This is a genomic window from Streptococcus sp. HMSC073D05 (genome assembly GCF_001812015.1).
Taxonomy (GTDB): domain Bacteria; phylum Bacillota; class Bacilli; order Lactobacillales; family Streptococcaceae; genus Streptococcus; species Streptococcus parasanguinis_D.
Map to the genome: position 1 here is coordinate 158,788 of NZ_KV807489.1, position 22,636 is coordinate 181,423.

The 22,636-nt window shown below is 37.8% G+C and carries 26 protein-coding genes; 5 read left to right on the forward strand and 21 right to left on the reverse strand.

Features of this window, described 5'->3' with window-relative positions; genetic code table 11:
* The 8 genes from HMPREF2832_RS04200 to HMPREF2832_RS04230 all read right to left on the reverse strand — a co-directional run.
* Window positions 1-308: hypothetical protein (locus tag HMPREF2832_RS04200; RefSeq protein ID WP_070505666.1), on the reverse strand; the 308-nt coding region annotated here is incomplete at its 3' end.
* A gap of 110 nt (window positions 309-418) precedes the next feature.
* The gene (locus HMPREF2832_RS04205) at window positions 419-2,176 is read right to left on the reverse strand and encodes a glycoside hydrolase family 13 protein (RefSeq protein ID WP_070505668.1); all 1,758 of its coding nucleotides are present in this window, start codon (window positions 2,174-2,176) and stop codon (window positions 419-421) included.
* A 221-nt stretch (window positions 2,177-2,397) separates the two neighbouring features.
* Window positions 2,398-3,273, reverse strand: coding sequence for an Abi family protein (locus HMPREF2832_RS04210; protein ID WP_049497573.1), 876 nt, complete (start codon window positions 3,271-3,273; stop codon window positions 2,398-2,400).
* A gap of 186 nt (window positions 3,274-3,459) precedes the next feature.
* The gene (locus HMPREF2832_RS10395) at window positions 3,460-3,636 is read right to left on the reverse strand and encodes a hypothetical protein (protein WP_173018723.1); all 177 of its coding nucleotides are present in this window, start codon (window positions 3,634-3,636) and stop codon (window positions 3,460-3,462) included.
* 120 nt (window positions 3,637-3,756) lie between these two features.
* Window positions 3,757-4,776 (reverse strand): DNA/RNA non-specific endonuclease, encoded by a 1,020-nt coding sequence (locus HMPREF2832_RS04215; protein WP_061604578.1) that lies wholly within the window; start codon window positions 4,774-4,776, stop codon window positions 3,757-3,759.
* A gap of 186 nt (window positions 4,777-4,962) precedes the next feature.
* A complete protein-coding gene (locus tag HMPREF2832_RS04220; RefSeq protein WP_013903449.1) occupies window positions 4,963-5,403 on the reverse strand; it encodes a GNAT family N-acetyltransferase in 441 nt (146 codons plus the stop codon).
* Window positions 5,404-5,488: 85 nt separating this feature from the next.
* Complete coding sequence (locus tag HMPREF2832_RS04225; protein WP_061604577.1) at window positions 5,489-6,007, reverse strand: DUF3278 domain-containing protein; 519 nt, start codon at window positions 6,005-6,007, stop codon at window positions 5,489-5,491.
* Window positions 5,994-6,194 carry a helix-turn-helix transcriptional regulator gene (locus HMPREF2832_RS04230; RefSeq protein WP_003003382.1) on the reverse strand — a complete coding sequence of 67 codons (201 nt, stop codon included), beginning with the start codon at window positions 6,192-6,194 and terminating at the stop codon, window positions 5,994-5,996. Before HMPREF2832_RS04230 ends, HMPREF2832_RS04225 begins: the two co-directional genes overlap by 14 nt.
* A gap of 411 nt (window positions 6,195-6,605) precedes the next feature.
* On the opposite strand from HMPREF2832_RS04230, the gene HMPREF2832_RS04235 reads away from it, so the two are divergent.
* A complete protein-coding gene (locus HMPREF2832_RS04235; protein WP_070505670.1) occupies window positions 6,606-7,493 on the forward strand; it encodes a helix-turn-helix domain-containing protein in 888 nt (295 codons plus the stop codon).
* Between the two features lie 4 nt (window positions 7,494-7,497).
* Window positions 7,498-8,283, forward strand: coding sequence for a CPBP family intramembrane glutamic endopeptidase (locus HMPREF2832_RS04240; RefSeq protein WP_049472773.1), 786 nt, complete (start codon window positions 7,498-7,500; stop codon window positions 8,281-8,283).
* 162 nt (window positions 8,284-8,445) lie between these two features.
* Here the strand turns inward: HMPREF2832_RS04240 and HMPREF2832_RS04245 are convergent, their stop codons facing one another.
* The 4 genes from HMPREF2832_RS04245 to HMPREF2832_RS04260 form a co-directional block, all read right to left on the reverse strand.
* A complete protein-coding gene (locus HMPREF2832_RS04245) occupies window positions 8,446-9,201 on the reverse strand; it encodes an alpha/beta fold hydrolase (protein ID WP_070505671.1) in 756 nt (251 codons plus the stop codon).
* 36 nt (window positions 9,202-9,237) lie between these two features.
* Window positions 9,238-9,624: a hypothetical protein gene (locus tag HMPREF2832_RS04250; protein WP_070505673.1), complete on the reverse strand. Its 387-nt coding sequence runs from the start codon at window positions 9,622-9,624 to the stop codon at window positions 9,238-9,240.
* 524 nt (window positions 9,625-10,148) lie between these two features.
* A complete protein-coding gene (locus HMPREF2832_RS04255) occupies window positions 10,149-10,487 on the reverse strand; it encodes a type II toxin-antitoxin system RelE/ParE family toxin (protein WP_070505675.1) in 339 nt (112 codons plus the stop codon).
* Window positions 10,480-10,773, reverse strand: a complete 294-nt coding sequence (locus tag HMPREF2832_RS04260; protein ID WP_049497549.1) for a type II toxin-antitoxin system RelB/ParD family antitoxin — start codon at window positions 10,771-10,773, stop codon at window positions 10,480-10,482. Before HMPREF2832_RS04260 ends, HMPREF2832_RS04255 begins: the two co-directional genes overlap by 8 nt.
* A gap of 424 nt (window positions 10,774-11,197) precedes the next feature.
* Between HMPREF2832_RS04260 and HMPREF2832_RS04265 the strand changes: the two genes are divergently transcribed.
* From HMPREF2832_RS04265 to HMPREF2832_RS04275, 3 genes are read left to right on the forward strand one after another with little or no spacing between them, the layout of a single operon-like run.
* The gene (locus HMPREF2832_RS04265; RefSeq protein WP_186823066.1) at window positions 11,198-12,001 is read left to right on the forward strand and encodes a MerR family transcriptional regulator; all 804 of its coding nucleotides are present in this window, start codon (window positions 11,198-11,200) and stop codon (window positions 11,999-12,001) included.
* Entirely contained in the window at window positions 11,998-12,813 is an 816-nt protein-coding gene (locus HMPREF2832_RS04270) for an ABC transporter ATP-binding protein (protein ID WP_070505679.1), read from the forward strand. The genes HMPREF2832_RS04265 and HMPREF2832_RS04270 overlap by 4 nt, the downstream gene beginning before the upstream one ends.
* Complete coding sequence (locus HMPREF2832_RS04275; protein ID WP_070505681.1) at window positions 12,810-13,526, forward strand: ABC transporter permease; 717 nt, start codon at window positions 12,810-12,812, stop codon at window positions 13,524-13,526. Before HMPREF2832_RS04270 ends, HMPREF2832_RS04275 begins: the two co-directional genes overlap by 4 nt.
* A gap of 104 nt (window positions 13,527-13,630) precedes the next feature.
* On the opposite strand, the gene HMPREF2832_RS04280 is transcribed toward HMPREF2832_RS04275, so the two are convergent.
* From HMPREF2832_RS04280 to rlmD, 9 genes are all read right to left on the reverse strand, one after another.
* Window positions 13,631-14,485, reverse strand: coding sequence for an ADP-ribosylglycohydrolase family protein (locus HMPREF2832_RS04280; protein WP_070505683.1), 855 nt, complete (start codon window positions 14,483-14,485; stop codon window positions 13,631-13,633).
* A 21-nt stretch (window positions 14,486-14,506) separates the two neighbouring features.
* The gene (locus HMPREF2832_RS04285) at window positions 14,507-15,292 is read right to left on the reverse strand and encodes an alpha/beta fold hydrolase (protein ID WP_070505685.1); all 786 of its coding nucleotides are present in this window, start codon (window positions 15,290-15,292) and stop codon (window positions 14,507-14,509) included.
* 33 nt (window positions 15,293-15,325) lie between these two features.
* Entirely contained in the window at window positions 15,326-16,867 is a 1,542-nt protein-coding gene (locus tag HMPREF2832_RS04290; RefSeq protein ID WP_070505687.1) for a streptosactin export ABC transporter GggC, read from the reverse strand.
* Window positions 16,868-17,551: 684 nt separating this feature from the next.
* The gene (locus tag HMPREF2832_RS04295) at window positions 17,552-18,169 is read right to left on the reverse strand and encodes a DNA alkylation repair protein (protein WP_013903434.1); all 618 of its coding nucleotides are present in this window, start codon (window positions 18,167-18,169) and stop codon (window positions 17,552-17,554) included.
* 133 nt (window positions 18,170-18,302) lie between these two features.
* Window positions 18,303-19,178, reverse strand: a complete 876-nt coding sequence (locus HMPREF2832_RS04300) for an aminoglycoside phosphotransferase family protein (protein WP_013903433.1) — start codon at window positions 19,176-19,178, stop codon at window positions 18,303-18,305.
* Window positions 19,179-19,298: 120 nt separating this feature from the next.
* On the reverse strand, window positions 19,299-19,727 hold the full coding sequence (aac(6'), locus tag HMPREF2832_RS04305) for an aminoglycoside 6'-N-acetyltransferase (RefSeq protein WP_049497276.1): 429 nt from the start codon (window positions 19,725-19,727) through the stop codon (window positions 19,299-19,301).
* A gap of 630 nt (window positions 19,728-20,357) precedes the next feature.
* Complete coding sequence (locus HMPREF2832_RS04310; protein WP_070505690.1) at window positions 20,358-20,849, reverse strand: phosphoribosylanthranilate isomerase; 492 nt, start codon at window positions 20,847-20,849, stop codon at window positions 20,358-20,360.
* Between the two features lie 20 nt (window positions 20,850-20,869).
* Window positions 20,870-21,025: a hypothetical protein gene (locus tag HMPREF2832_RS10400; protein WP_173019390.1), complete on the reverse strand. Its 156-nt coding sequence runs from the start codon at window positions 21,023-21,025 to the stop codon at window positions 20,870-20,872.
* 238 nt (window positions 21,026-21,263) lie between these two features.
* Window positions 21,264-22,622: a 23S rRNA (uracil(1939)-C(5))-methyltransferase RlmD gene (gene rlmD / locus HMPREF2832_RS04320; RefSeq protein WP_070505692.1), complete on the reverse strand. Its 1,359-nt coding sequence runs from the start codon at window positions 22,620-22,622 to the stop codon at window positions 21,264-21,266.
* Between the last annotated feature and the right edge of the window lie 14 nt (window positions 22,623-22,636).

The window sequence follows — 22,636 nt, forward strand, 5'->3', positions numbered from 1 at the left end:
TTAATCTTGTGTTTGTTCATCTTTTCTTCAAAGATGGCCGTCATAATCTTACGGAGCTCTTCTCCTTCTTTTTCAGGAAGGTCTCCTTGGCGCTTGGCCACGGCATAGAGTTCAGGGTATTGCTTGGCTACACGCTCAACTGTCTTGGTCGTCGCATGTCCTCTGACAAAGAAAGGAATGCGTTTAATCCATTCTTGTGGAACAAGAGCGAGCAACTTCTTCGCCGCTTCCTTATCAGAAATCTCAGCCGTGCTCAATCCTTGCTTGATTTGTTCTTGTTCTTTTTCTGTAAAATCTTTTAAATCCATAGTAAACTCCTTATTTGTTTATCTAAGGACACATTATACACCTATGTAGAGGAATGTACAACTAAAGGATTTTGGAAAATAGTACACAAATGCGTCCATTAGACATTGATTTATCCGTTCAGTTCTTCTCTACAAATAACAAATCCATTTGGCTGAATGATCAATCGATCATCGGAAATGTTTCCAAGACTGATCAGATCTGCTTGTGTTCTTTCTAAGACAACGTCTTTCTTCGAGTGGTTAAAGTAGGCTTTGAGAAGGTGGCCTTCATGCTGCCATTCTACTGCCACCACATCTGGCTCCACTTCTTTCAGACTCACTTTACCATGTTGAATCATGCCCGCTACTTCTTTTCTGAGCTGGATCAAATCCTTCATAAAGTTCAGCATATCATTGTCCACTGACACGCGCTCCCAAGGCATGACACGCCGGCAATCTGGGTCCGGGCCACCGATGAGGGCTAGCTCCGTTCCATAATAGATACACGGCGTTCCTCGTTGCAGATAGAGGAAGGCGAGGGCAGACTTGACGGACTGAAGATCGCCTTTGGCCGTCGTCAAAATGCGCTCTGTATCATGGGAGTCCAAGAGGTTAAACATGACCTCAGAGATCTGCTGCCTGTAATACATCGACTGGCTATTGATCTCCCAAATGAAGCGCTGGGTCTCCTTATGCCCCCGCAGGAAATAATCCTTGATACTTTCAGAGAGCGGATAGTTCATCACCGCATGGAACTCATCACCATTGAGCCAAGGTTGAGACGAATGCCAGATTTCCCCGAGGATATAGAGGTCTGACTTCTTAGCCAAGACCGCCTTACGGAAATCCCGCCAGAATTGATGGTCGATTTCATTGGCCACGTCCAATCGCCAAGCATCAATATCAAACTCTTCAATCCAGTAAGTCGCAACCTTCAAGAGATAGGCCTTCACCTCTGGATTAGCCGTATTGAGCTTAGGCATATAGCCCGCAAAGGCAAAAGCATGGTAAGACAAGTCGCGACTATTCCACAGATTTTCTGAGGAGACAGGGAACTCTTTGATATGGAACCAGTCCTTGTAAATCGAATCCTCCCCGTGTTTGACCACATCCTGCCATTGGGGTGAATCATAACCAATATGGTTGAAGACGGCATCCAGCATAATCTTCATTCCACGCGCATGAGCCTCTTTCACTAGCTGGCGGAAGGTGTCCTTATCACCAAAATGTCGATCAATTTCAAAATAATCAATGGTATCGTATTTGTGGTTGCTTGGAGATTCAAAAATCGGGCAAAGGTAGAGCCCTGTAATCCCTAACTCCTGCAAGTAGTCCAAGTGATCGATGATCCCTTGTAAATCTCCACCAAAGAAATCCAATACTTGAGGAGCAATAGAGGCATCCCAAGGGCGGACGCCTTCTGGTGAAATGGCTGGATTCCCATTGGCAAAGCGCTCAGGAAAGATTTGGTACCAAACCGTCTGCGCCACCCAATCTGGAACAGCACACCCATCAATCTCATGGATAAAAGGAAGCTTAAAGCCGTTCATGACGAAGTCCAGGTTCTCCTTGGTGTAGGCTGCTACACCTCGATCTCCGTACAAGGTCTTCTCTCCCGCCGTGGACTCTAATTCAAAGAGGTACTGGATCCGGGCATGGCGGACAGATACCGACACTTGCCAATAATCAAAGAGGTCGTCTGTCGTCACCTTGTCCATTTCCTTAGTTGCCTCATAAAGATCCTCTATAAAAATAAAGGGATCCCCATAGTGCAAGACAATCCGTTTGATATCTTCTTTCTTGGTCCGGATGCGAATATGAAGCTGCCCGTCCTTATAAAGATAGGCATACTCCGATTCAGGCCGATGATAAATCGCTGTTAATTCCATCTGTCTCGTCTCCTACTATACTCTCTTTTCATCATTTACCGTTTAATGCAAACGATTACACAAAACTCACTCTAGTATACAACTTTAGAAAAAGGTTTGCAAGAGCTTGTGAGATAATTTTAGACTACTAACTTGTTAAGATTCTAGTGCAACACAAAAAGCCCAGCAATTGGGCTTAAAGATCTTTGTGGAATTATTCTTAAATAGTTATTTCAATATTTTTATTTCTTTAGTACTTCTTTCCAATTATCAATAAAGCCAATATGATGGAGATGAATCGCTTCTCGATAGCGTTGAATAAGTTCTGATAATTCACGTAAAAATCCATCATTCCATTTTTTCTTATCAGGATAAAGGCATTTAATAGCATAAAGTTGGGCCATTAATCTATTTTTTAACTTGCTATTTTCATGCATAAAAGAAGGAAGTTGACCAGGGATTTTTGTAAAGCTTGTATAGTATAGTCGATTATAATGAGCACAGTAATTTCTTAAGACTACAGAAACTTCTAGATAGGTTCTGATTTGAGAAGATTTTAGACCAACATTGTTAGCAATAGACTGTTGAACATCTGTAGGAGAATCGGCAAAAAATTTTGATGTCATACCAAAGGTGAAAAACTCTACTAAAACCCAAATAGGGAACACTCCATCATATTTTATCTGATGATGTTTATAAATAGGACTTTTCTTCCTATGTCCTAATTCTTTGTCAATACCTTCCAAAAATTCATCATGTTTATGAAATTTATTAAAAGAAGTTTTATCTTTATAAGCTAAAGCTCCGTATAGTTTCCCATGATAGTAGGCAACTTGGGTTCTAAAGTATAATTCAATATCTTCAATGTACTTAAAAATGAGCAAGCGTAACTCTGCATCAAAACAGTAAATTTCATAGATCTTTTCTAAAGAAACCTTATTAGAATCATATTTCTGCGTTTCCTTATCACGAAAAGGTAAAAAATAAGCAGTTAGCCTATAATAATTAACCTTCTTCAAAATATCAATCGCAAACTCATCCGATTTGATATCTATACAACCGTGCTCAATTAGTTTAGCTACTTGCTCTTTCCAAGTCTTAAATTCTTTAACATCCATAAAAACTTCCAGATAAAAAAATGTCCGCCTTGTCACATCAAAGAGAGGTGGGCGGTCCTATTAACTACATTATACAGTTTTTACTAGATAATTCAAGTGTTATTCGTATTTTTTAAAATTTACTTACACAATTATTCATACAAACAGAAAATTAAACCTACAAGTATAGTTCAAAAACAGATCATTCTAGTTTGCACTTTCCAGAATGGCCACTTCTCTCAGTCGCTCCACGTCTTCTACCGTGGGATGCCATCCTTCAATCATATTGGTGCTAAGAGCAAACCAGACGCTCTTAAAAACCTTTTTGTTGTCAAAAATCACACCCATAATCATCATTTTTTCTTTATCTACATCTAAGGTCATATTCTACCTCCGTCCTATTATTATAGCATATTTTCAATCATTTTAGTTCTCCTATTTAGAACCTTACCCTACACAAAAAGCCCAGCGATTGGGCTTTCTCATCATCTAAATGACTGATACTCATTCCTTACTTGTATGCCGTTTTCCAAGACTTAGCGCTTGCTCTTCTGACATTTCAACTACTTTGGCAAAGTTAGTATTTCGTGGCATGCTATCCTTAGAGTACCAATAAACATCAGCACTCCCATTTCTGGCCACATAAACAACTGGAGCTAGTTGACGAGTTGGCTCTGTAGGCTGGACAGGTTGAACTGGCTGTGCAGGCACTGCTGGCTGACTCGGTTGAGGGGCTTGACTTGGTTTCGTCTCTACAGAAGGACTGGCTGGTTGTGGTTGACTACTTGGTTCCGTCGGCACTAAAGATGGCTTGGCTGTCCCCTTCAGATAGTCAATAGTCGCATTCTTAGAGTAGTTATCCAAGGTAACAGTGGTGATCCCATAAGCATCTACCGACTCTTTGGGACTACTTAGATGGATAGGCAGAAGGTTGCCATCTCGATCAATTCCTACATATTGCAAGGTCACCTGCCGAGGGATCAATTCATCCCCCGTATAGACAGGCGTCACCTTATAATCCAGCCAATAATTGGGGTGGGTGGCCAGCCAGCTATCGAGTCGTTTCTCGTAGTAGAGCATGCCCTCCACATTACTATCCGCTGTCCCTTTATAATTCCCCGTATTGGTCCAGGCAGTTAAAGGAACCAGATTTTTCCCTTCATCGGTCAGACCGCTAAACTGATAGCCAATCAGATGTCCTCTATGGAACAGCCAGGCCTTCTTCCCTTTGTTTCCATAAGCAATCTTATAATTGTGCCAGCCAACCGGATTATAGTTGAGCCGTGGTTCTCTTTTTTTCTTTGGCTCATCCTTGTCCTGCAGCTGAATATGTGCCGAAGTCGCCCGACCTAAATGATCAAACTCACCTAGAACGAGCTGCTTACTGCCATTAAAAGGCAGTAGATGAAGACTCTGGTAATCGAGGCCCGTTTGCTGGGCTTTAGCCCCTTGAACAACGACCAAGGACATAAAAACCGAGACCAGCGTAACAATAACATTTTTCAAAAACCGTTTTGTAACCATGATTGAAACTCCCACATTTCTATCTAGTGATATTATAGCAGAAAAAAGCGGTTACAAACACAGAAGATAGGCAATTTCTTCTCCTATGTCAATTAGATTTTTCAATAAGTTTATTTTTACTTTAATATTTTTTAGTGTATAAAATATTGACTATTATTTTAATACATAAAATGATACACAACTATTCTAAATCAACTTATATTCATACCACTCTTCATCTACTTTCTGAAATCCCAAAGCCAAAAACATTCTTTGACTTTGAGTATTAAAAGGATAAATTTGAGCAGTAACCTTAACCATTTCTTTCTCTTTGGCCAACTGTATCATTTCAGAAACACATCGTCTTCCGATATGTAAATTCTGATACTCTTTGCTGATCACTATAGAAAGCTCTGAATTATCTTGAAGTGTCACATCTCCAACTAACACTCCCTCATATTGGATATAATAGCAAGAACCATGTGAAGATAGGTAATCATACATTTTATGAAGTTTTGTTACATCGTAAATCTGATCAGTATTATCCACTTGTTTGCAAACCTCACTATCTTGATACCAAAGAAGGGAGATCTCATCATTCCTATAATAGGGAATAAGCACTATCTGATCGTCTACTATTCTATTCATACTTACTCATTTCTTTCATCATAATGGGTTCCATTTACTTTTATCTTAATCTTAATATAAATATCCAGTCTTATCTCTGATGGCTCTACTCCCGAATCACCTTGATTTTTCTTCTATTTGCAATGAAACTACTCAAGAAACTGATAATGGTAATCAGCCCAATGACAAGATGGAAAATAAAAGTGAAATACATTTCAAAGTTTATCTTATTTTCTTGTAGCAATCCTGTTCTCCAAAGACCGATAGCAACAAAAATAGCCAGTCCCATCACAATCAAGGTTTGAAGGAAAGTTCTTTTTAGCATTTTTTTCTTCGCCTCTCCTACTTCATCTTCTGAAACCTCATAGATTTCGAGTTCCAAACGATGAATCACCTGCTCTTGTTGGTACAGAGAGTAGCAAAATACTAAAAACGTGATCACACCGACACAATCTGTAGTGAACATGAAACTGAGCAGGAATCCAAGGATAATCCCCGACATAAAGAGCATGTACATGTTGTTCCCAAAGGTACTCAATTCTTTTTCCTTGTATTCGTCAAGCTCACCTGTAATATCGTAGAAGGCTTTAACACATTTCAATTGCCAGTTTTTATTCATCATCATCGATCCTCCAAAATAAAGAATTCAAATCCGTCCCAAGCTCTTTTGCCAGATTGATACAGAGATCTAAAGAAGGGTTATACTTCCCATTCTCAATCATATTAATCGTTTGCCTGGAAACTCCAATACTTTTTGCCAAAGCCAATTGAGAAAGACCAAGATTGACTCTGTATTCTTTCACCCGGTTCACTTGGCACCTCCTAATCACAAATGTGTCAAATATATTTGATACATTTATTTTACAATATTAGTTGTTTAATGTCAACTATATTTGACATCGTTTTCTAAAAATATTTTCTCAATTTTAAAAAAAAAATTGAACTGCACCCCAAAAGTTAGATTTTTTTCTGTCTAACTTTTGGGGTGCAGTTCAGATTTCAAAATATTATTTTTAATTCTATTATTTGAATGTATGGTAAAATAACTAAAATAATGCTAAAAATCAACGTTAAAACGATAAATGCCACGCAAAGTAGCAAAAATAATGAGAATGCAACCTCTACTTGCTTGTGCTGTAATCATCGTTTATTCTATACTAAAATCAGTCATATTGCTACTTTATGACAAATTACATCATAGAATATAGAGGAGGTCATACAACATGACATTTGCTGAAAAATTAAAATCCATACGTAAACAAGTAGGGATGTCACAAGAACTTTTAGCTGAAAAAATCGGTGTATCAAGACAAGCTGAAACAAAGTGGGAAACTGGTGCTGGTATTCCAGATATCGAAAATATGATTTCCATCTCAAACCTATTTAACATCTCTATCGATGAGCTAATCTGTAATGAAAGAACTAGTCTTAAGACAAGCGAATATCTTTTTGAGAGTATCACAGAGTATGATATCGATAAGATCAAGAGCTATGATATGAAATTTGGAGGCGCAGAAAAGTTTGTATTGTCCGGATACAAGGGAGAAAAGATTCGAGTTCGTCTGGTATCCAATCTTCTTTCTACACTTCAAAATGATTTTAAAGTAAAAATTGATGATAGTAGAAAAAGAATTGACCTAGATGTAAAACGTTACAATGGTGTAACAGAGGCAACGGCTAAAGAAACGGTCAGTATCTTTGTGCAAATCCCAACTCGCTATATTAGTCACATTGAATGCGCGGTTCGTTCAGAGTCTGTAGAAATTCACTCCCTAGAATGTGACAATATCGAACTCGACCTTAAAACATCTCGTATTAGCCTAGAAGATATTTCAGGTAAAGTAAAAATAAATTGTAATCTTGATATGGAAGTATTATGTCATTCATTAAACGGTGAAATTGACATTAACCAGATTTCAGCAACATCCAGAATTCGTATTCCTGAAAACAGCCTATTTACTGCTGTTACCAAAGGGATTGGAACAAATATTTATTATGAAAAAAATGGGCAAAAAACTGAATCATTCGATTCACCCGATGCAGATAATATAATTGAATTGAATGGTATTAAGAGTGAACTAGTTATCTATACAACTGAAGAAAGAGGGTAACTAAATGAATGTAAATTATTTAAAAAGATACATCATCAGTTCTTATGTACTTGTTTGGGCACTCATTATTTTTGTAGCAGCTCCTGCAAGTTTAATATTTAAGGTTCCACCTGTTATCATGTGGATTGTACGAAATATCGTCGCATGGTCTCCATCATACCTTCTTTTATTTGGATGGAAGTATTTCAGGACTGATGAGAAAAGAACAACTTTCCTTAAGCGGTGTTTCTCTGCTAAAGTGTCGTTACTCCCACTTCTATCTTCATTTGGTCTTACATTTGGGCTCAGTATTTTATCACTCTTCCTCTACTCACTTATGACCCAAAAAACAATGTTCTCCTACATCAATCTAGGAACCGTATCATTGCCACTAAGTATATTCTTATCATTTACATCAGGTCCGACTGGTGAAGAATTAGGGTGGCGTGGTTATATGAGAGAAGAATTTAATAAAAAATATCATTTTTTTAAATCCTCTATTTACCAAGGCCTAGTCTGGTGTTTCTGGCATACACTTCTGTGGGTTGTAGATTCAAAATTTACGGACTGGCGGGCCGTTCCTTATATTATTGCTAATATAGTTGTGATTACATCTATTACTATTTGTATGAATATTATTTTGGAAAAATATAATAATCTGATTTATTCTATTTTCATGCATTTTGGCTTTAACATCGTTTATGTATTTTTGGATGCTGATATCGGATTTTTTATCATTTTGACCTTACTATACCTACTTATCACACCGATTGCAATTCATATACGAAATAAAACTGTGGAGAGATTATAATGAGAAAAATCCTCCATTAACCGTACAAAATTTTAAGCCCATTCTGAGAAAAAGCCAACAATTAACTTTTAAAATAAAATCACTTGCAAATTCCTTAGTTTAGTCATTATTTAATCTATCGCTATTTCACTCTATTACTGTTTCAGTAACAAGCTTACCCAATCAACAGTTCGAACTAAATATTTCATTTCGCAGAATCATAGAGTAGGCTCTAGGATTTTCAGTGATCTTGCGACAGTGACCATATCCTTGCCAAATATGAAATTTGGCTTGAGGATACTTTTGGGGGAGAACTTTTTTAGCAGCTATCAAGTCGAATTCTTTTGAACCATAAAAGAATACACAACTTTTTTGTTCCTCTGGCGTAAGGTTGGGCAAATCCACAAATGCACAATCATGGGAAATATGTTTGATGCTTTCTTCATCCATAGCAATGAAAGAATCTGCCATCATCACTCCTTTTTCTCCATAAAGTGAAACCATCTTTCGAACAGCTAGATCTCTGTTGCGTATAGCTTTTCTATGTTTTTTTAGCAATAGGTACCTAGTAAATACATCAAGCAAAGCTGATTTTGTCCATAAACTTACCCCCTCAAAAACAACCTTACCAAACCCGATATCCTTATATTTCAATAATTTTAGTAAAACGACTCCACCCAAGGAAGCACCGAACGCTAAACGCAAGTCTTTAATATGATGATCCTTTAAATATTCATAAATCATTTGGCTTTCCTTAAGAGCCGATTCGTAAATGGTCGAAGTTGATTGCCCATGTGCAGATAAATCCGGAATGATATATCTATACTCTTGTCCCATCTGATCTGCAATCAGCGATTTCATCCCTTGTGCAGAAGATAACATTGGATGGATTAATAATATCGTCTCCTTCTGATTAGAATTAAGATCAAGAATGTTCATTTTTTCCCACCAGATTTCCTTCCTTTACTACTCTTCTTAAGTTTCATCCAGATAAATATTGACTGCTAGGTATTCTTGCTTTTTAGCATAAGCAAATACATCTGAGGCTCTAATATAATCAAAAATATTTTCCTCGATATCTTCGTCCCAGGTGGCTTCACTGAAGATTTGATTATCTTCACTAGCTTCATAGAAAATATCAAGGTGAACTTGATAAAACTCTTCATCTTCATTTGGAGCTTGCCTTACTAACGATAGTTGAAATAAGGGTTTATTAGATATAGCTGAATATGCCCCTGTCTCAAATAAAATCATCTCATCCTCAATAGGAACACTACACAAATCTTCAAAGATTTCTACCATATCCTCTAAAAGCATCTTATCAGTGATTCTATCTTTTAAAAATTCAAGTGATTGCTTCATGCTTTTCCTCTTTCTACATAATTGCCATCAGAAACTGACTTAAAATTAAAAATGACTTATAAATCAAAGTAGTATCTTCTTATTGGAGTTGCTACTATAGATGCCATAACAACTATACCGATAACAATCCATAGCCAGATATTCCTTTGGGCCTCTTCGATGACAAAAGCACTAAAATAAAGGATCACCCAAAGTATAGACAGATAGAGAGATCCCACACCTAAAAAAAGCCCTGTCATCCAAGTGTAGGGAAATGGTTTCCTGATAAGATAATTCTCTAAAATAAAATAAGAAACAATCTCTCGAATTCACTTAACTTTCTTATCTCTAATCTAGATTTTAACTCAATAGAATGACTAAGATCAGCTTGGAAAAAATCTATTAAAAAGGAGAACCCCTACTCCCTTCATTATACTACATAAATAGGATAAAAGACTGAACCATATAGTTTTCACCTTGGTTTCAGTCTTATTTTTTTATAAGAGCCACGTTGTAAAATGAAGTGCAACACAAAGTTCCTCATCCTACTTATAAAAAATCTTGACCCAATCCTGCTTTGCACTTAGGATACGAGCAACATACACTGTATGCTTCTCCATATAATAAAATGCGAGATAGTTCTCTATTGGCATATAACGATAGGGTTTTCCATCATTCGTCATCTCACCATACCCTCGGCTTGATACCAGAGGACACGCTTCTGGAAAAAGTTCTAGGGTCTCAAGAGCACTTAAAAGCAAATCGACTTTACCATCTGCAGCTTGCTGGCTATAAAAATTCACAAGAATATAGTCGTGAATATCACGCAAGTCCTGCTTAGCTCGATCTGTAAGGAAGACCTGATAGCGTTTCAACTTAGTCAAGACCAAATTCCTTTCTCACATCGGCTACAGAAGTGACTTTTCCTTGAGCAATTTCCTGGTGCCCAACTAAAATCTCCTTCTTTAAGTCCTCAAAGGCCACTTGGTACTGCGTGTTCTGCAAATCACTTGAAACAAATTCTCTTGGATCCACAGTCCCGTTGGCAATTTTTCGAAGTGCTGCATTCAGGACATCTGACACAGAAATTTTTTCATCTGCAAGTACTTCTTTTGTTTTCTGGTAAAACATCGCATCTGCGCGAAAATTCACTGCTTTCGTGTTTGCCATTTCTACCTCTCCTTTGTACATACAATTTGTATATACATTCTACCATACGAAAGAGAAGGGATTCAAGTGAAAAATAGATTCTTCTTTCACCGAATATAAGTTGCAATAGATAAGAAAGCTGAGTTCATAACTGGTGATAAATAGTTTTAAACAGAAAAAGGTGATAGATTGTTCTGTCTATCACCTTGTGTTTGCTATTGATCATCTTGTAATTGTGCTTTGCTTTTCTAAATCATGACACTTACTCATCAATAATATTCTAAAGGGTAGGAATTATGTCAATATTTTGTCACATGCTTCATTTTATCTATGACCTCTCTTTCTTTTCTCGAAAATGAAAAGATCTTTTTCAATCAAATTTTTTTAAAATAATCTTGTTCATGACGTTACGTAACGATGTATAATAGGTATGAGGAGGTGGGTAATGATGGCTAAATATAGAGCAATTCCGGAAGGATTTATGACAGTTGGGGAACTTGCTAAGAAAATGGGCGTTACCATCCGTACTCTACAATATTACGATAAAGAGGGGCTACTTTCCCCATCGGCAGAAAGTGAGGGAGGTCGCAGGCTTTATACCGATAAAGATATAGTGCTACTCCATCAGATTCTATCTTTAAAATCACTGGGCTTTTCTCTCAAGGATATAAAGAGCCGTTTGATCTCTTTAAAAACACCTCATGATGTTGCTAAAGCTCTTACGGAGCAGGCAGATGTTCTTCGTAAAAATATAGAGCAACTTAAGGATTCTTTGATCGCAATAGAGCAGTTAAAGGTAGAAGTTTTACAAATACAAACGGTCAATTTTAAGAAATATGCAGACATTATTGTCAATCTACAGATGAAGAATGACTCCTACTCTCTCATTAAGCGCTTTGATGATGATACGCTCGACCAGATACGCAGTCGATTTGACAAAAAAAGCGGGCAAGATTTTATGGATAGGTTGAACCACCTAAGTGATCAAATCGTGGAGCTTCAAAAAGAAAACGTGCCAGTTGAAAGCGAACAAAGCCAGCAGGTTGTGCAAGAATACTGGAGCTTGATTATGGAGTTTACAAATGGTGATATGAGCATGCTTCCGAAGTTGATGGAGGTTGGGAATATTGGCATCGCTACAAACGCTTGGGAAGAAAAACAAAAAATCGTTAATGATTATTTAGGGCCCGCTTTACAAGTCTATTTTTCAAGACTTGGAACCAATCCCCTTGAGGAGGTAGAACCATGAAAGACGCAATAGAGGTTTCTGGATTAAAGAAAAGTTATGGTAGCAATATGGTTCTTAGAGGTCTCGATTTTCAAATCAAACAAGGAGAAATCTTTGCTCTACTCGGAGTGAACGGAGCTGGTAAAACAACAACGCTTGAAGCTATCGAAGGTCTGAGAAAATATGATGAAGGCACTATCGTTTTAAACGGGAAAACCGGAATTCAACTACAGTCCTCCTCTCTACCCGCCCACATCAAACCAATGGAAGCCATAAAGCTCTTTGCAAAATGGAATCATACATACATTGATGATGCTATGCTAAAGGCCCTTGGCATAAAAGAAATGAAGGAGTCGCAATACATAGAATTATCCACCGGTCAAAAAAGAAGATTACATCTTGCTCTTGCACTTATCAGTAATCCAGATATTATTTTTCTCGATGAACCGACAGCGGGACTTGATGTTGAAGGAAGACTGTCCCTCCATGAACAAATCCGAAAGCTCAAATCACAGGGCAAGACAATTGTTTTGGCAAGCCACGATATGGCCGAAGTTGAAACCTTATGTGACCGCATTGCTATTTTGAATAATGGAAAGATTGTCTTTTGTGGTACTCCTTCAGAACTGACAGACAGGTTGGGAAGAAAATATTTCATCCATTTAAAGACCCGGGACGGAGAGGAATCTTTTGAAACAGATACGATCGAGGACACTTTGATTTCATTATTGGAAGAATGCAAACAGAAACATATCCATGTATTGGATATTAAGGTGGATCGTGGCACACTGGAGCAGCATTTCATCGAAATGGCAAGGAGGGGATCGGAATGAAAGGATTCTTATATAGCCTAGCATTACAGTGGAAATTGGACATACGAAGTAAGTCTCTCTTGGTTACTTACTATATTGTACCGCTTATTTTCTTTCTTCTCATGGGTGGTATTTTTACTTCCGTTATGCCTGAAATGGGTAGTACACTCATACAGTCAATGATTGTTATGAGTGTTTCCATGGGGGCCCTTCTCGGCTTACCGCCTTCCTTGATTGAAACATACGGAAGCGACATAAAAAAGATTTATAAAGCAAATGGTGTGCCTATTCACTTAGGATTGGTGACCATGGTTCTCTCTGCCTTTGTTCATTTGATAATGACCTGCATAGTGATCCTACTACTTGCTCCAATTTTATTTAAAGCAAGTCTACCGAATCAACTTCCCCTATTCTTTCTCGCACTGGTCATCTACATTTTCGTATCGTTAAGTATCGGAAGTATACTGGGCCTTACTGTAAAAAATCAAGCAAAGCTTACCATGATAGCGCAACTTGTATTTTTACCCTCAATTATGCTCTCAGGAATCATGTTTCCTAGCAACTTACTACCTGATTTTCTTCAAGGAATCGGGCGTCTTTTCCCAGCCTTTTGGGGATACCGCTTGATGCTAGATCATGGTTTTGGTCTTGAAAATCTTTGGTATCTGATTCTTGTATCCTGTATCTCAGTAATGACTTGTATCCTCCTCTTGAATCAGCAAAAATCTAACTAGGTGCCTGAATAAATCCATGGCAACATTAACTTTTAAACAAAAGCGACGAGATTGTTACTTATCCCGTCGCTTTAGTGTTTTTGGTTGTTTTTATCTAATCTCTGTTATGTTATTGAAACTTCTTGCTCCCAGCGTCTCAGGATATCCTTTAAGGGTTCATCAAGATAGGTATAGGTCTTATCCTTAATCCAATCAGGAATACCATATGCGGCCTCTGCTATACTCCCGGTGATAGCAGCAAGAGTATCACTATCCCCACCAAGAGAGATGGCATTTCGAATCGCATCTTCAAAATCTGTACTTTCAAGAAAAGCAATGATGGCTTGAGGTACCGTATCCTGACAGGTTTCATTGAAATGATAAGTAGGACGAATGTCATCTAGAGACTGAGAGAGATTGTAGCCATACTCTTTCTCTATATATTCCCTGATGCGTTTTTTACACTCTGTAGGATGATCATTGATTGGTTGCTCGTAGTCGCCACAGTAGCCTCCAAAGTAATAACGACACAGAAAGATAGCATCAGACGTCGCCATTGCCCCTTTGACACCCTCTGGATGATTATGAGTCACCTCTGCAGAAATTCTCGCAAGATTTCTACTAGATGGCCAAGTACCTGTTCTTGCAAAGAAACCACAATCCATGATCCAAGCACAAGGAGAAACACGCATGGCAGAGCCATTTCCAAAGCTATTATAAGGGGAACAATCATTGCTTTGAATCCATATATTAAACCTAGCCCCGTACCCAGCATCGGGATACATTCTACCATATTTCTTCATGGCATCAATAAAGTCATCCTTCTGACCACCGTTCATGATGGCTTCAGCAACAGCACAGGTCATAACCGTATCGTCAGTGAAAAAACAATCCTCACGAAATAATGGAAAATCTTTCGTTTTAATATTGCCCCATTCGTAAACAGAACCTACAATGTCTCCTACTATTGCTCCTAACATAAGAATCCTCCTTACAGCATATCAGATTTCCAATGGATCACTCTTTAAAAACGGCTCAACCAAATCAATCCACTCTTGAGGCAGATAAGCTGATAAAAAACCGTGATTATAGCCCTTTGCTTCATAAAGGATCGTATTTGGATGTAGCTGCTGAAATAATTTCGCCGATGCTTTCACACAGTTTAATTCTTTTTCACCATAGATATACAGAACCTGGGCCTTGCTAGCAGAAATCGTGTCCTTCAGCTTGTAACGTCCCATATAGGTTTTGTAAATGGTCACCAATGTTTTGATAGGCGTCCTTGGCAAATCCTCCAAATAATAAGCTTTTATTTCCTCTGGATAAGCCAGTTTAGGATAGAGTTTGTTCATCATGCTTAATTGAAGTTTGCAAGAGAATTTACTGAACATCAGTTTACCAAATAGAGCTACTAGAAAGATGCTGATTTTAGCTAACCTTGGTTGAGGAATACAGAGGCTTCCATCTATGATGGACTTCTCAGCTATCTCGCTGTCTAATGACAAAAGTTCCATGGCAATTTGACCACCAAGTGAAACACCACCGATCGCAAACAACTTCCCACCACAGTTTGCTTTGACATAGTCTAGGATCTCCAAAGCAGAATCTTCCGTAGAAATATAATCGAGTTGATATTCTTCACCGTGGCCATTCAAAGTGGGTAGAATAACACGGTAGTCTTCTGACAAAATCCGTGCTTGACGAAGATAATTCCACCAAGAACTGCCACCGCCATGTATTAGTAAGATAGGAGGCAAATTCCTATCACCAAATTCATGGAATTTCATGTTTAAACTCCTTACTGAAATCTATACCTCCACCTATTTCTCCAATTTTATAACCTTATCATAGCGCTTCAAGTCCTCTTCACTATAGTGATGAATCACTTCTACGAGTGCTTGAGGGAGGGAGAAGAGAAGGTGACTGATTTTCTCTTGATTTTTAAAGTCCAGATTTGCTTTGACCTCATCAGCTAGGATAAATTGGCGATTGTGATAGAGAGCACGGGCAATTTCTAAGCGCTGCTTCTCACCACCTGACAGAGTCTGGTTGCTAAGGTTTTTGTTTTGAAGAGCTTTCAAACCAGTTTGATGCAGGATTTCGTCCATCCTTACAGTATCAAGTTCTTGTCCCAAAGCAATATTTTCCTCTAGGCTCAAACCATCAAAGATATGACTAGACTGGAGAATGTAAGCTCCTGCCTGATAGAGTTCATCCGAGGTTAGTTCTTGCCCATGGTAGCGAATCCGACCATGACTAGGTTCAATTTCACCATAGATTAGGTTCAGTAAGGTTGTTTTTCCAGATCCACTTTCTCCGATAATGGCAATCTTTTCACCTTCCTCAATAGTAAGGTCACAAGGAGCTAGGATTTCTTGACCATCACGCTCTACACTGACTTTCTCTAACTGAATAGGAAAGACGGAACCTTCGAGAACAGAAGGCATATCCAAGTCTACTCCCAACAATTTTTGATATTTATCACAGAGAGACTTGGCTGATTTTCTAGTATTGATAAAGTAAGATAACTCCTGAAATTGATAGCCAATATTATACGATACGAGGTAAATCCCTACAAAGCTGGCTGCAGATAGGTAGTTATAATAGGTCATGAAACCACCAATGACAATAGGCGCAACAGAGCAAAAAGCATCAATTCCATTGATAAAGAGACTATTTATAGTCCGCTGCTTTTCATAGGCGATTTCTTCCTTAAGAGCCTTGTGCAAATCTTTAGAGAACAGTTTGTAAAACAAGCTTTGTCCCCTATAATACCGTATGGAACGAGCACCTGCGATCATATTGGTTGCTTGAGAGACATAGGCTTGATTAGCCAAGGACTTCTCCTTCGTAATTTCATCCAAACGTTTAGAGCCAATTCCACTACAAAGAACAGGTATCGAATAAAAAATGATAAAGAGCAAGCCAAGATAAAAATTAGTCCAAAGAGCATAACAGATAGAGACGGTTGTAAATCCCAAAGAAGAAATGATAATAACAGTCGGCTCAATATAATTATCTTCTAGCTGTTTTACATCATTTTCCAAGTCTGACAAAACTTCTTGATCCGCTATCCGACGGCTATATAAGAAAGTCTGAAAGATCCCCTTCTTAATACCCGACTTGAAGTCTGTCAGCACTCGTGCGTAGTAATAACGTTTCCCCGCCAAACCCAGCAAGAGAATCAGATTTCCAACAATCCCCCAAAACAAGACCTGCCATAGCAAATGCAACTGGTGATTGGTAAAACTAGAGACAATATACTGAATCAAAGCTGGTGTAATGATAGCCTCCAGCCAAGTAATCATAATCGCTATAAAATAGAAGAATAGGTGCTTCTTGGTTACATAAGATCTAAGCATAACGTATAAACCTCCTAAAGTTATTTACCAACTTAGATAGTCGCTCTTTAACTCTTTGCTGGGATACAAACACTTTAAAAATATTTCATTCAAATATTTCTAAGCTACTACCAGAAGAACTACAGATGCAACGTGGTGCTGGAAAGCATCTTTATTGTAGAATAAAAGTGACTAGTCTGGCTTTGTTATTATACTATTGAGCGAATTTATCACTCTAAGAGAAGAGTTAAAAGCTGATTATGTCTACTCTAAAATATTATAACATAGAAAAATAAAAGGGTAAATGGAAATTGAATCCTAACAATTCCATCTATCAAACCAAGATACTAAACTTATACTCTTTCTCTAATATTTCCTATGTACACGAAAAAAGCCTTGACCTCAAGGCTTTTTACAATCCCTTTCATTACAAGGTTTTTACGCTTTTACCTACCGTTTCGTCGTACACTCCTTACTCTACGACAGCTATACCCCAGGGCACCTTCTCGCATGTGCGGACTCAAAAGGTTCAGTGAACCTTTTGAGGATTAGCTACGTTTCACTAACAAACTCACACACTCTACGTATGGTGCTAGTAAACTTCTATATTATAGAACGAAAATGACTAAGTTGTTGTTTAAAATTAAACTTTAGAATGAAACTATTTTATAGTTAGCATTTTTCAAGCTTTATAGCTGATAATTGTCACTTAATAAATTTACTTGCTAACTTGTAAACTTTTTGAATCTCTTTACTCTTAACATCCCAACTATCAAGTTCTTCTTTGATCAACTCTGGAAATTTTTTGCCAATATCCCTCAAAGCATTACCAACTGATTTTCTAACATATTCACTAGAATCTTCTTTTAATGTTGCGATTCGTTTAATAGCTTCATCTGGATTATCCTTGAAATATGGTCTACTCGTCCATATTCTCAAACCTTCTGTAACAGCTCTTCTGACATTTGGATTATTATTTTGTAGCCAGTCGTCAATAACCGGAAGAGATTTTTCATAACCTGTTTGCTTACAAAATTCATCAAATGCTTTTGCTAATACTTCTTGAACTCTCCAATTGTCATCCTTTGAAACCTCATCCCTCATAAAGATCAAAATTTCTTCATACGATGACAAATGGCCAAAGAGAAATACACTGTACATTCTAACTTGATATACATTGGATTTAAAAGCTAAAAATGCTAATTCTTTGGTATACACATTATCGTTTGATAGATAATCAGCAAGAGCTCTTTTCTCTTCTTCTTTAAATCCATTTTCTATTAAAGAGAATTCTTTTTCTAAATTTAAAATATATTCTTTCATGTAACTTGACCCCAAAACAACATTCCAAGTTTCAAGATAATTCTCGATAGGTATTAATAAAGAATTGAATTCGTTATAATATGAGCAAATAATCTTGACATTTTTTCAAATTGATATTTAAACTCTTTTATTATTAAGCCTTTTTCTCAATCAAATACCAACTAGGAATGATTTGCTTCATATCATCATACCATTCTAAAATTTCCTTAGCTTGATGTTTCATTACTGATATTTCTTCAGCTCCGTAAGGTACAGCCCATGACAGAGCACCAACTATGTTATTTAGAATATAGATAGCGAGAAGCTTCCAAAATAAATCTGGAACCTTACCATCAAAATATCCATCTATCATACCAGACGCAAAAGAGGGAGAAACTTGAGCAGACCATACAATACGATTGAATTCCTCCCAAGGATCTCCAAGATCAAATCGATCAAAGTCAATGACATAGATTTTACGATCTTCACCAATCATGAAATTCCCGATATGATAATCTCCATGTTGGAAAACCTGAGGTCTATCTTTTAACAATTCTCGATTTGCATTTAAATAATCAATAAAAATCTGACCATTTTCGTATTGAACGGGACATTCTTTGTATTTTTTGATTTTGTCATCAATTTTTCGATTATAAAAGACCTCCCAATCTTCACGAACTTCTGTGACAGGGAGTGAATGAATTTTTTGAAGGATTCTTCCTGCTTCTACTCCGTAAATGTATTGTTGTTCTTTTGAAACAGTTAAAATGGTTTCTCTTGCATCTTTCCCGTCTATCCATTCGTGAAAAGAATGTACTTTGTCATCGCAGAGTTCAATGCTAATTGGTTTACACATCGGAACTCCAAGAGAAGCTACTTTCTCCATCATATCAAATTCAAATTTTTTAGAATCTAACTTCTCCTTATCAGAAACACGCAAGAAATATTTTTGCTGTTTTTGATCTGTCACACAATATTTTTTATCATCTGACCACCCTTTATTTATGGCTATCTTACCACTAAAATCCATCAATAACTCCTCGATTAACTTTACAACATTACTATATTCTTAACTAATGAAAAGTAATTCGTAGTCCGTCCATTCTTTTACACTTCCTAAAGATATATAAATTTTGACCACGTTCTGAAATTATAATTTCTTCTTAAAGTGAATAATTCTATTTGCCTCCTGGAATCCAATATTGAGATGAAATCTTATAGAATCCGTATTCGTTAAAGTACAATCACTTGCAAATTCCTTACATCCTTTATTTTTCGCCCATTCCTCACATTTTGTACAGAGATTTTTAGCAATATCCTTTAAACGATATTCCTCGTCGACAATAATCCCTTCTAAGAATCCAACAGGACTATATTTACAACCTTCAACATAATCAAATCTGAGTGAACATAGTGCTAACCCTACAATTGTGTCACCTTCAACTTCAGTAAAGATTGCAGTATTTTTGCCATTCGTATATTTTTTTACTTCATCAATAGCTTCTTTATCTGTCAATTGGGGCCATAATTGTTTCATTAGTTCAGCCGTTTTTATAGAATCTTTTGTTATTCCATCCATATTGATGTTCCTCCGCAAATTACAAGCAAATGTTTCGAATCAAGCTGTTACTTTGTTACTCATTGATTGATACCAATACCATACCCTTCTACTTTTCGCTGTCTCAGATCGGAAGAGTAGAGTCACACACTCGGCGGTTCGGACTTACCGTATCATTTCGTCGGTTTCCCTCCTCATTCTACGAGTCCTATACCCCAGGGCACCTTCTCGACCTTCGGTCTCACCTTGTCCCATGGGCAGATCATCTACTTCTATTTCGCTGAAGCCTCAGATCGTACAAGAAGTGATACTGCCTCAACATGTGGTAATATTCTGCTTTTATACTAATAAACAAAAGACAATGAAAATCATTTTAAAATGATACTGTGGAACGGAAAGATTTTCACCAGTTCCAAAAGAAACGACATTCATCACTCCACTTTAAATTATAATAGATAATTCTCTAACATAGATCATCTAATTAGCAAATCGTTACATTCAATAATGGATATCCTGATCTAAATTTTAAAATGTTGTTTCCTTACTAATTCTATTACTCGCCAATATTGTATAAATTAAATAAGCAATAAAAATGATAATAAAAATAACATAGCAGCCAGTCTTACAACTTACTACTTTTTATATGATAATTTACAAATGTCTTTCCAGCCACTCGATCTTTTTAAAATCCTTATTGTTATTGTGATCATTTCGATATGAGTCTTGAGAAGAAGCTTTGTAAATACTTAGATACTGCTCCAGACTTGGAAGACGAAAAGTGATGCCTTCAATGTGAATAAGTTCTATATCCGATTCCGAAACTCCTGCAAAATCAGGTAAGGAATCGATACTTCCAAATTCAACGCTCTCTCGATCCTTTTTGAATTCATGCTCATGAATATCTATTAAGACGTAGCCTAAGTCTTTCATCACTTTCATTATCTTGTCCCAGTCATAAATTCTGAGATGATCAGGTGCTTCCCAACCTCTAGGGTCACCAGGCACATGAATGTCAATGTCAGACGGCTCCCAATTTTCTTTCGTTCTATACTCCAATCCCAAAGACCCCATCAGTGTCGGTGTAATTCCGACTCGATTTAAATGGAAACAAATAGTTTTAAATTCTTCAAATAAGAGACTCATGTTTACTCTAAACCTTTCATCTAAATGTTCGTTATTTCTACTTTATTACCTTGAACAAAATCATTTTCATTTTCTAGAGTATATCCAGTTATTTTAGATACAAAGTCTTTTCCTTCTTTTAAGGACCCAAATGCGACTAGATCTTTATAAGAAGGATTTTGATACAATTCCAACATATACATCTCTAGTCCTTCTGATTTTTGAACGATTATCCACATTTCACAAACAAGCTTACACATTCAGCTGTTCGGACTTACCGTATCGTTTCGTCGTATACTCCTTACTCTACGACAGTTATCCCATGGGCTGAACATCTACTTCTACTTCGCTGATGACTCAGCTCGTACAAGCAGTGATACCGCATCAACATGATGCGTTTGTGGGACTCAAAAGGTTCGGGGAACCTTTTGAGGATTAACTGCGTTTCACCAACAAGCTCACACACTCGACATGATGCGTCTGCGGAAAAAGATCCACCGGCTGGACTTTCTTCAATTCGTATCCCAACTCTTGATAGAGTTTGATATCACGCGCCATGGTGGCGACGTTACAGGAGATATAGGCGATGCGGTCAGCACCTGTTTGGGCGCTTGCTTTGATAAAGCTTTCGGTTAAGCCCTTGCGTGGTGGGTCGACTAGGATAGCAGTTGGTTGGATGCCTTCCTTGAGCCAATTTTTCATGGCATTTTCAGCTGTATCGCAGACATAGTGGGCATTGGTGATACCGTTCAATTCTGCATTCTTAATGCTATTCTCCACGGCTTCTGAAATGACCTCAACTCCATAGACTTCTTTGACATGCTTGGCAACTGACAAGCCAATGGTCCCAATTCCGGAGTAGGCGTCAATCACTATATCCTCTGCTCTCAAGTCTGCAAAGTCAATAGCTGTCTGATAGAGCTTTTCTGCCATTTCGGTATTGACCTGGTAAAAGGCTTGGCCAGAGATTTGGAAGCTATTGCCTAACATTTGATCTGTAATATAGTCTTGACCATAAAGCGTACGCCATTCTTTTCCAAAAATGGCATTGGTATTCTGGTCATTGATATTTTGCATAACGGATTTGATGGCTGGGAATTGCTTGATCAACTGCTCGATCAACTGGTCCACACGGAAAACTTTAGGACGAGTAGTGACCAAAATGACCATAATTTCTCCTGAATGGTGACCTCGGCGGACCACTAGATTGCGAATCAAGCCAGACTGTTCCTTTTCATCATAAGGCTTGAGGTCAAACCGACGAATCAAATCTCGAAGAGCCAAGACCACTTGGTCAATAACTGGATCTTGGATATAGAAGTCTTCAATCGGCATCAAATCATGAGAGTTCTTGCGAAAGAAACCTGTCTCCACCTGACCATTGACACGACGGACAGGGACCTGGGCCTTGTTGCGATACTGGACGGGATGATCCATCCCCAAAGTCAGGGGCACTTCGATATCAGAGATTCCTGCCATCTTGTAGAGACTATCCTTGACCTGCTTGGCCTTGAATTTAAGCTGTTCCGGATAAGCTAGGTGGCCCAAGTCGGCAATGCCGCTTCGCAAGTAAGCCAGGTCAAGCTCTTCATTGCGGTGAGGGGATTTTTCTAGGTAGTCCTCTACTTTTCCGTAGCCGATCTTCTTATTGACCTTGAGCACACGCATGCGGATGACTTCTCCTGGAAGGGCATTCTCCACAAAAAAGACCAGGCCATCGACCTTAGCCACTCCTGCTCCTTCGTGTGTCAAATCGACAATCTCAACGGTTACAATTTCATTTTTCTTTAACATCGTTTTCTATCTTT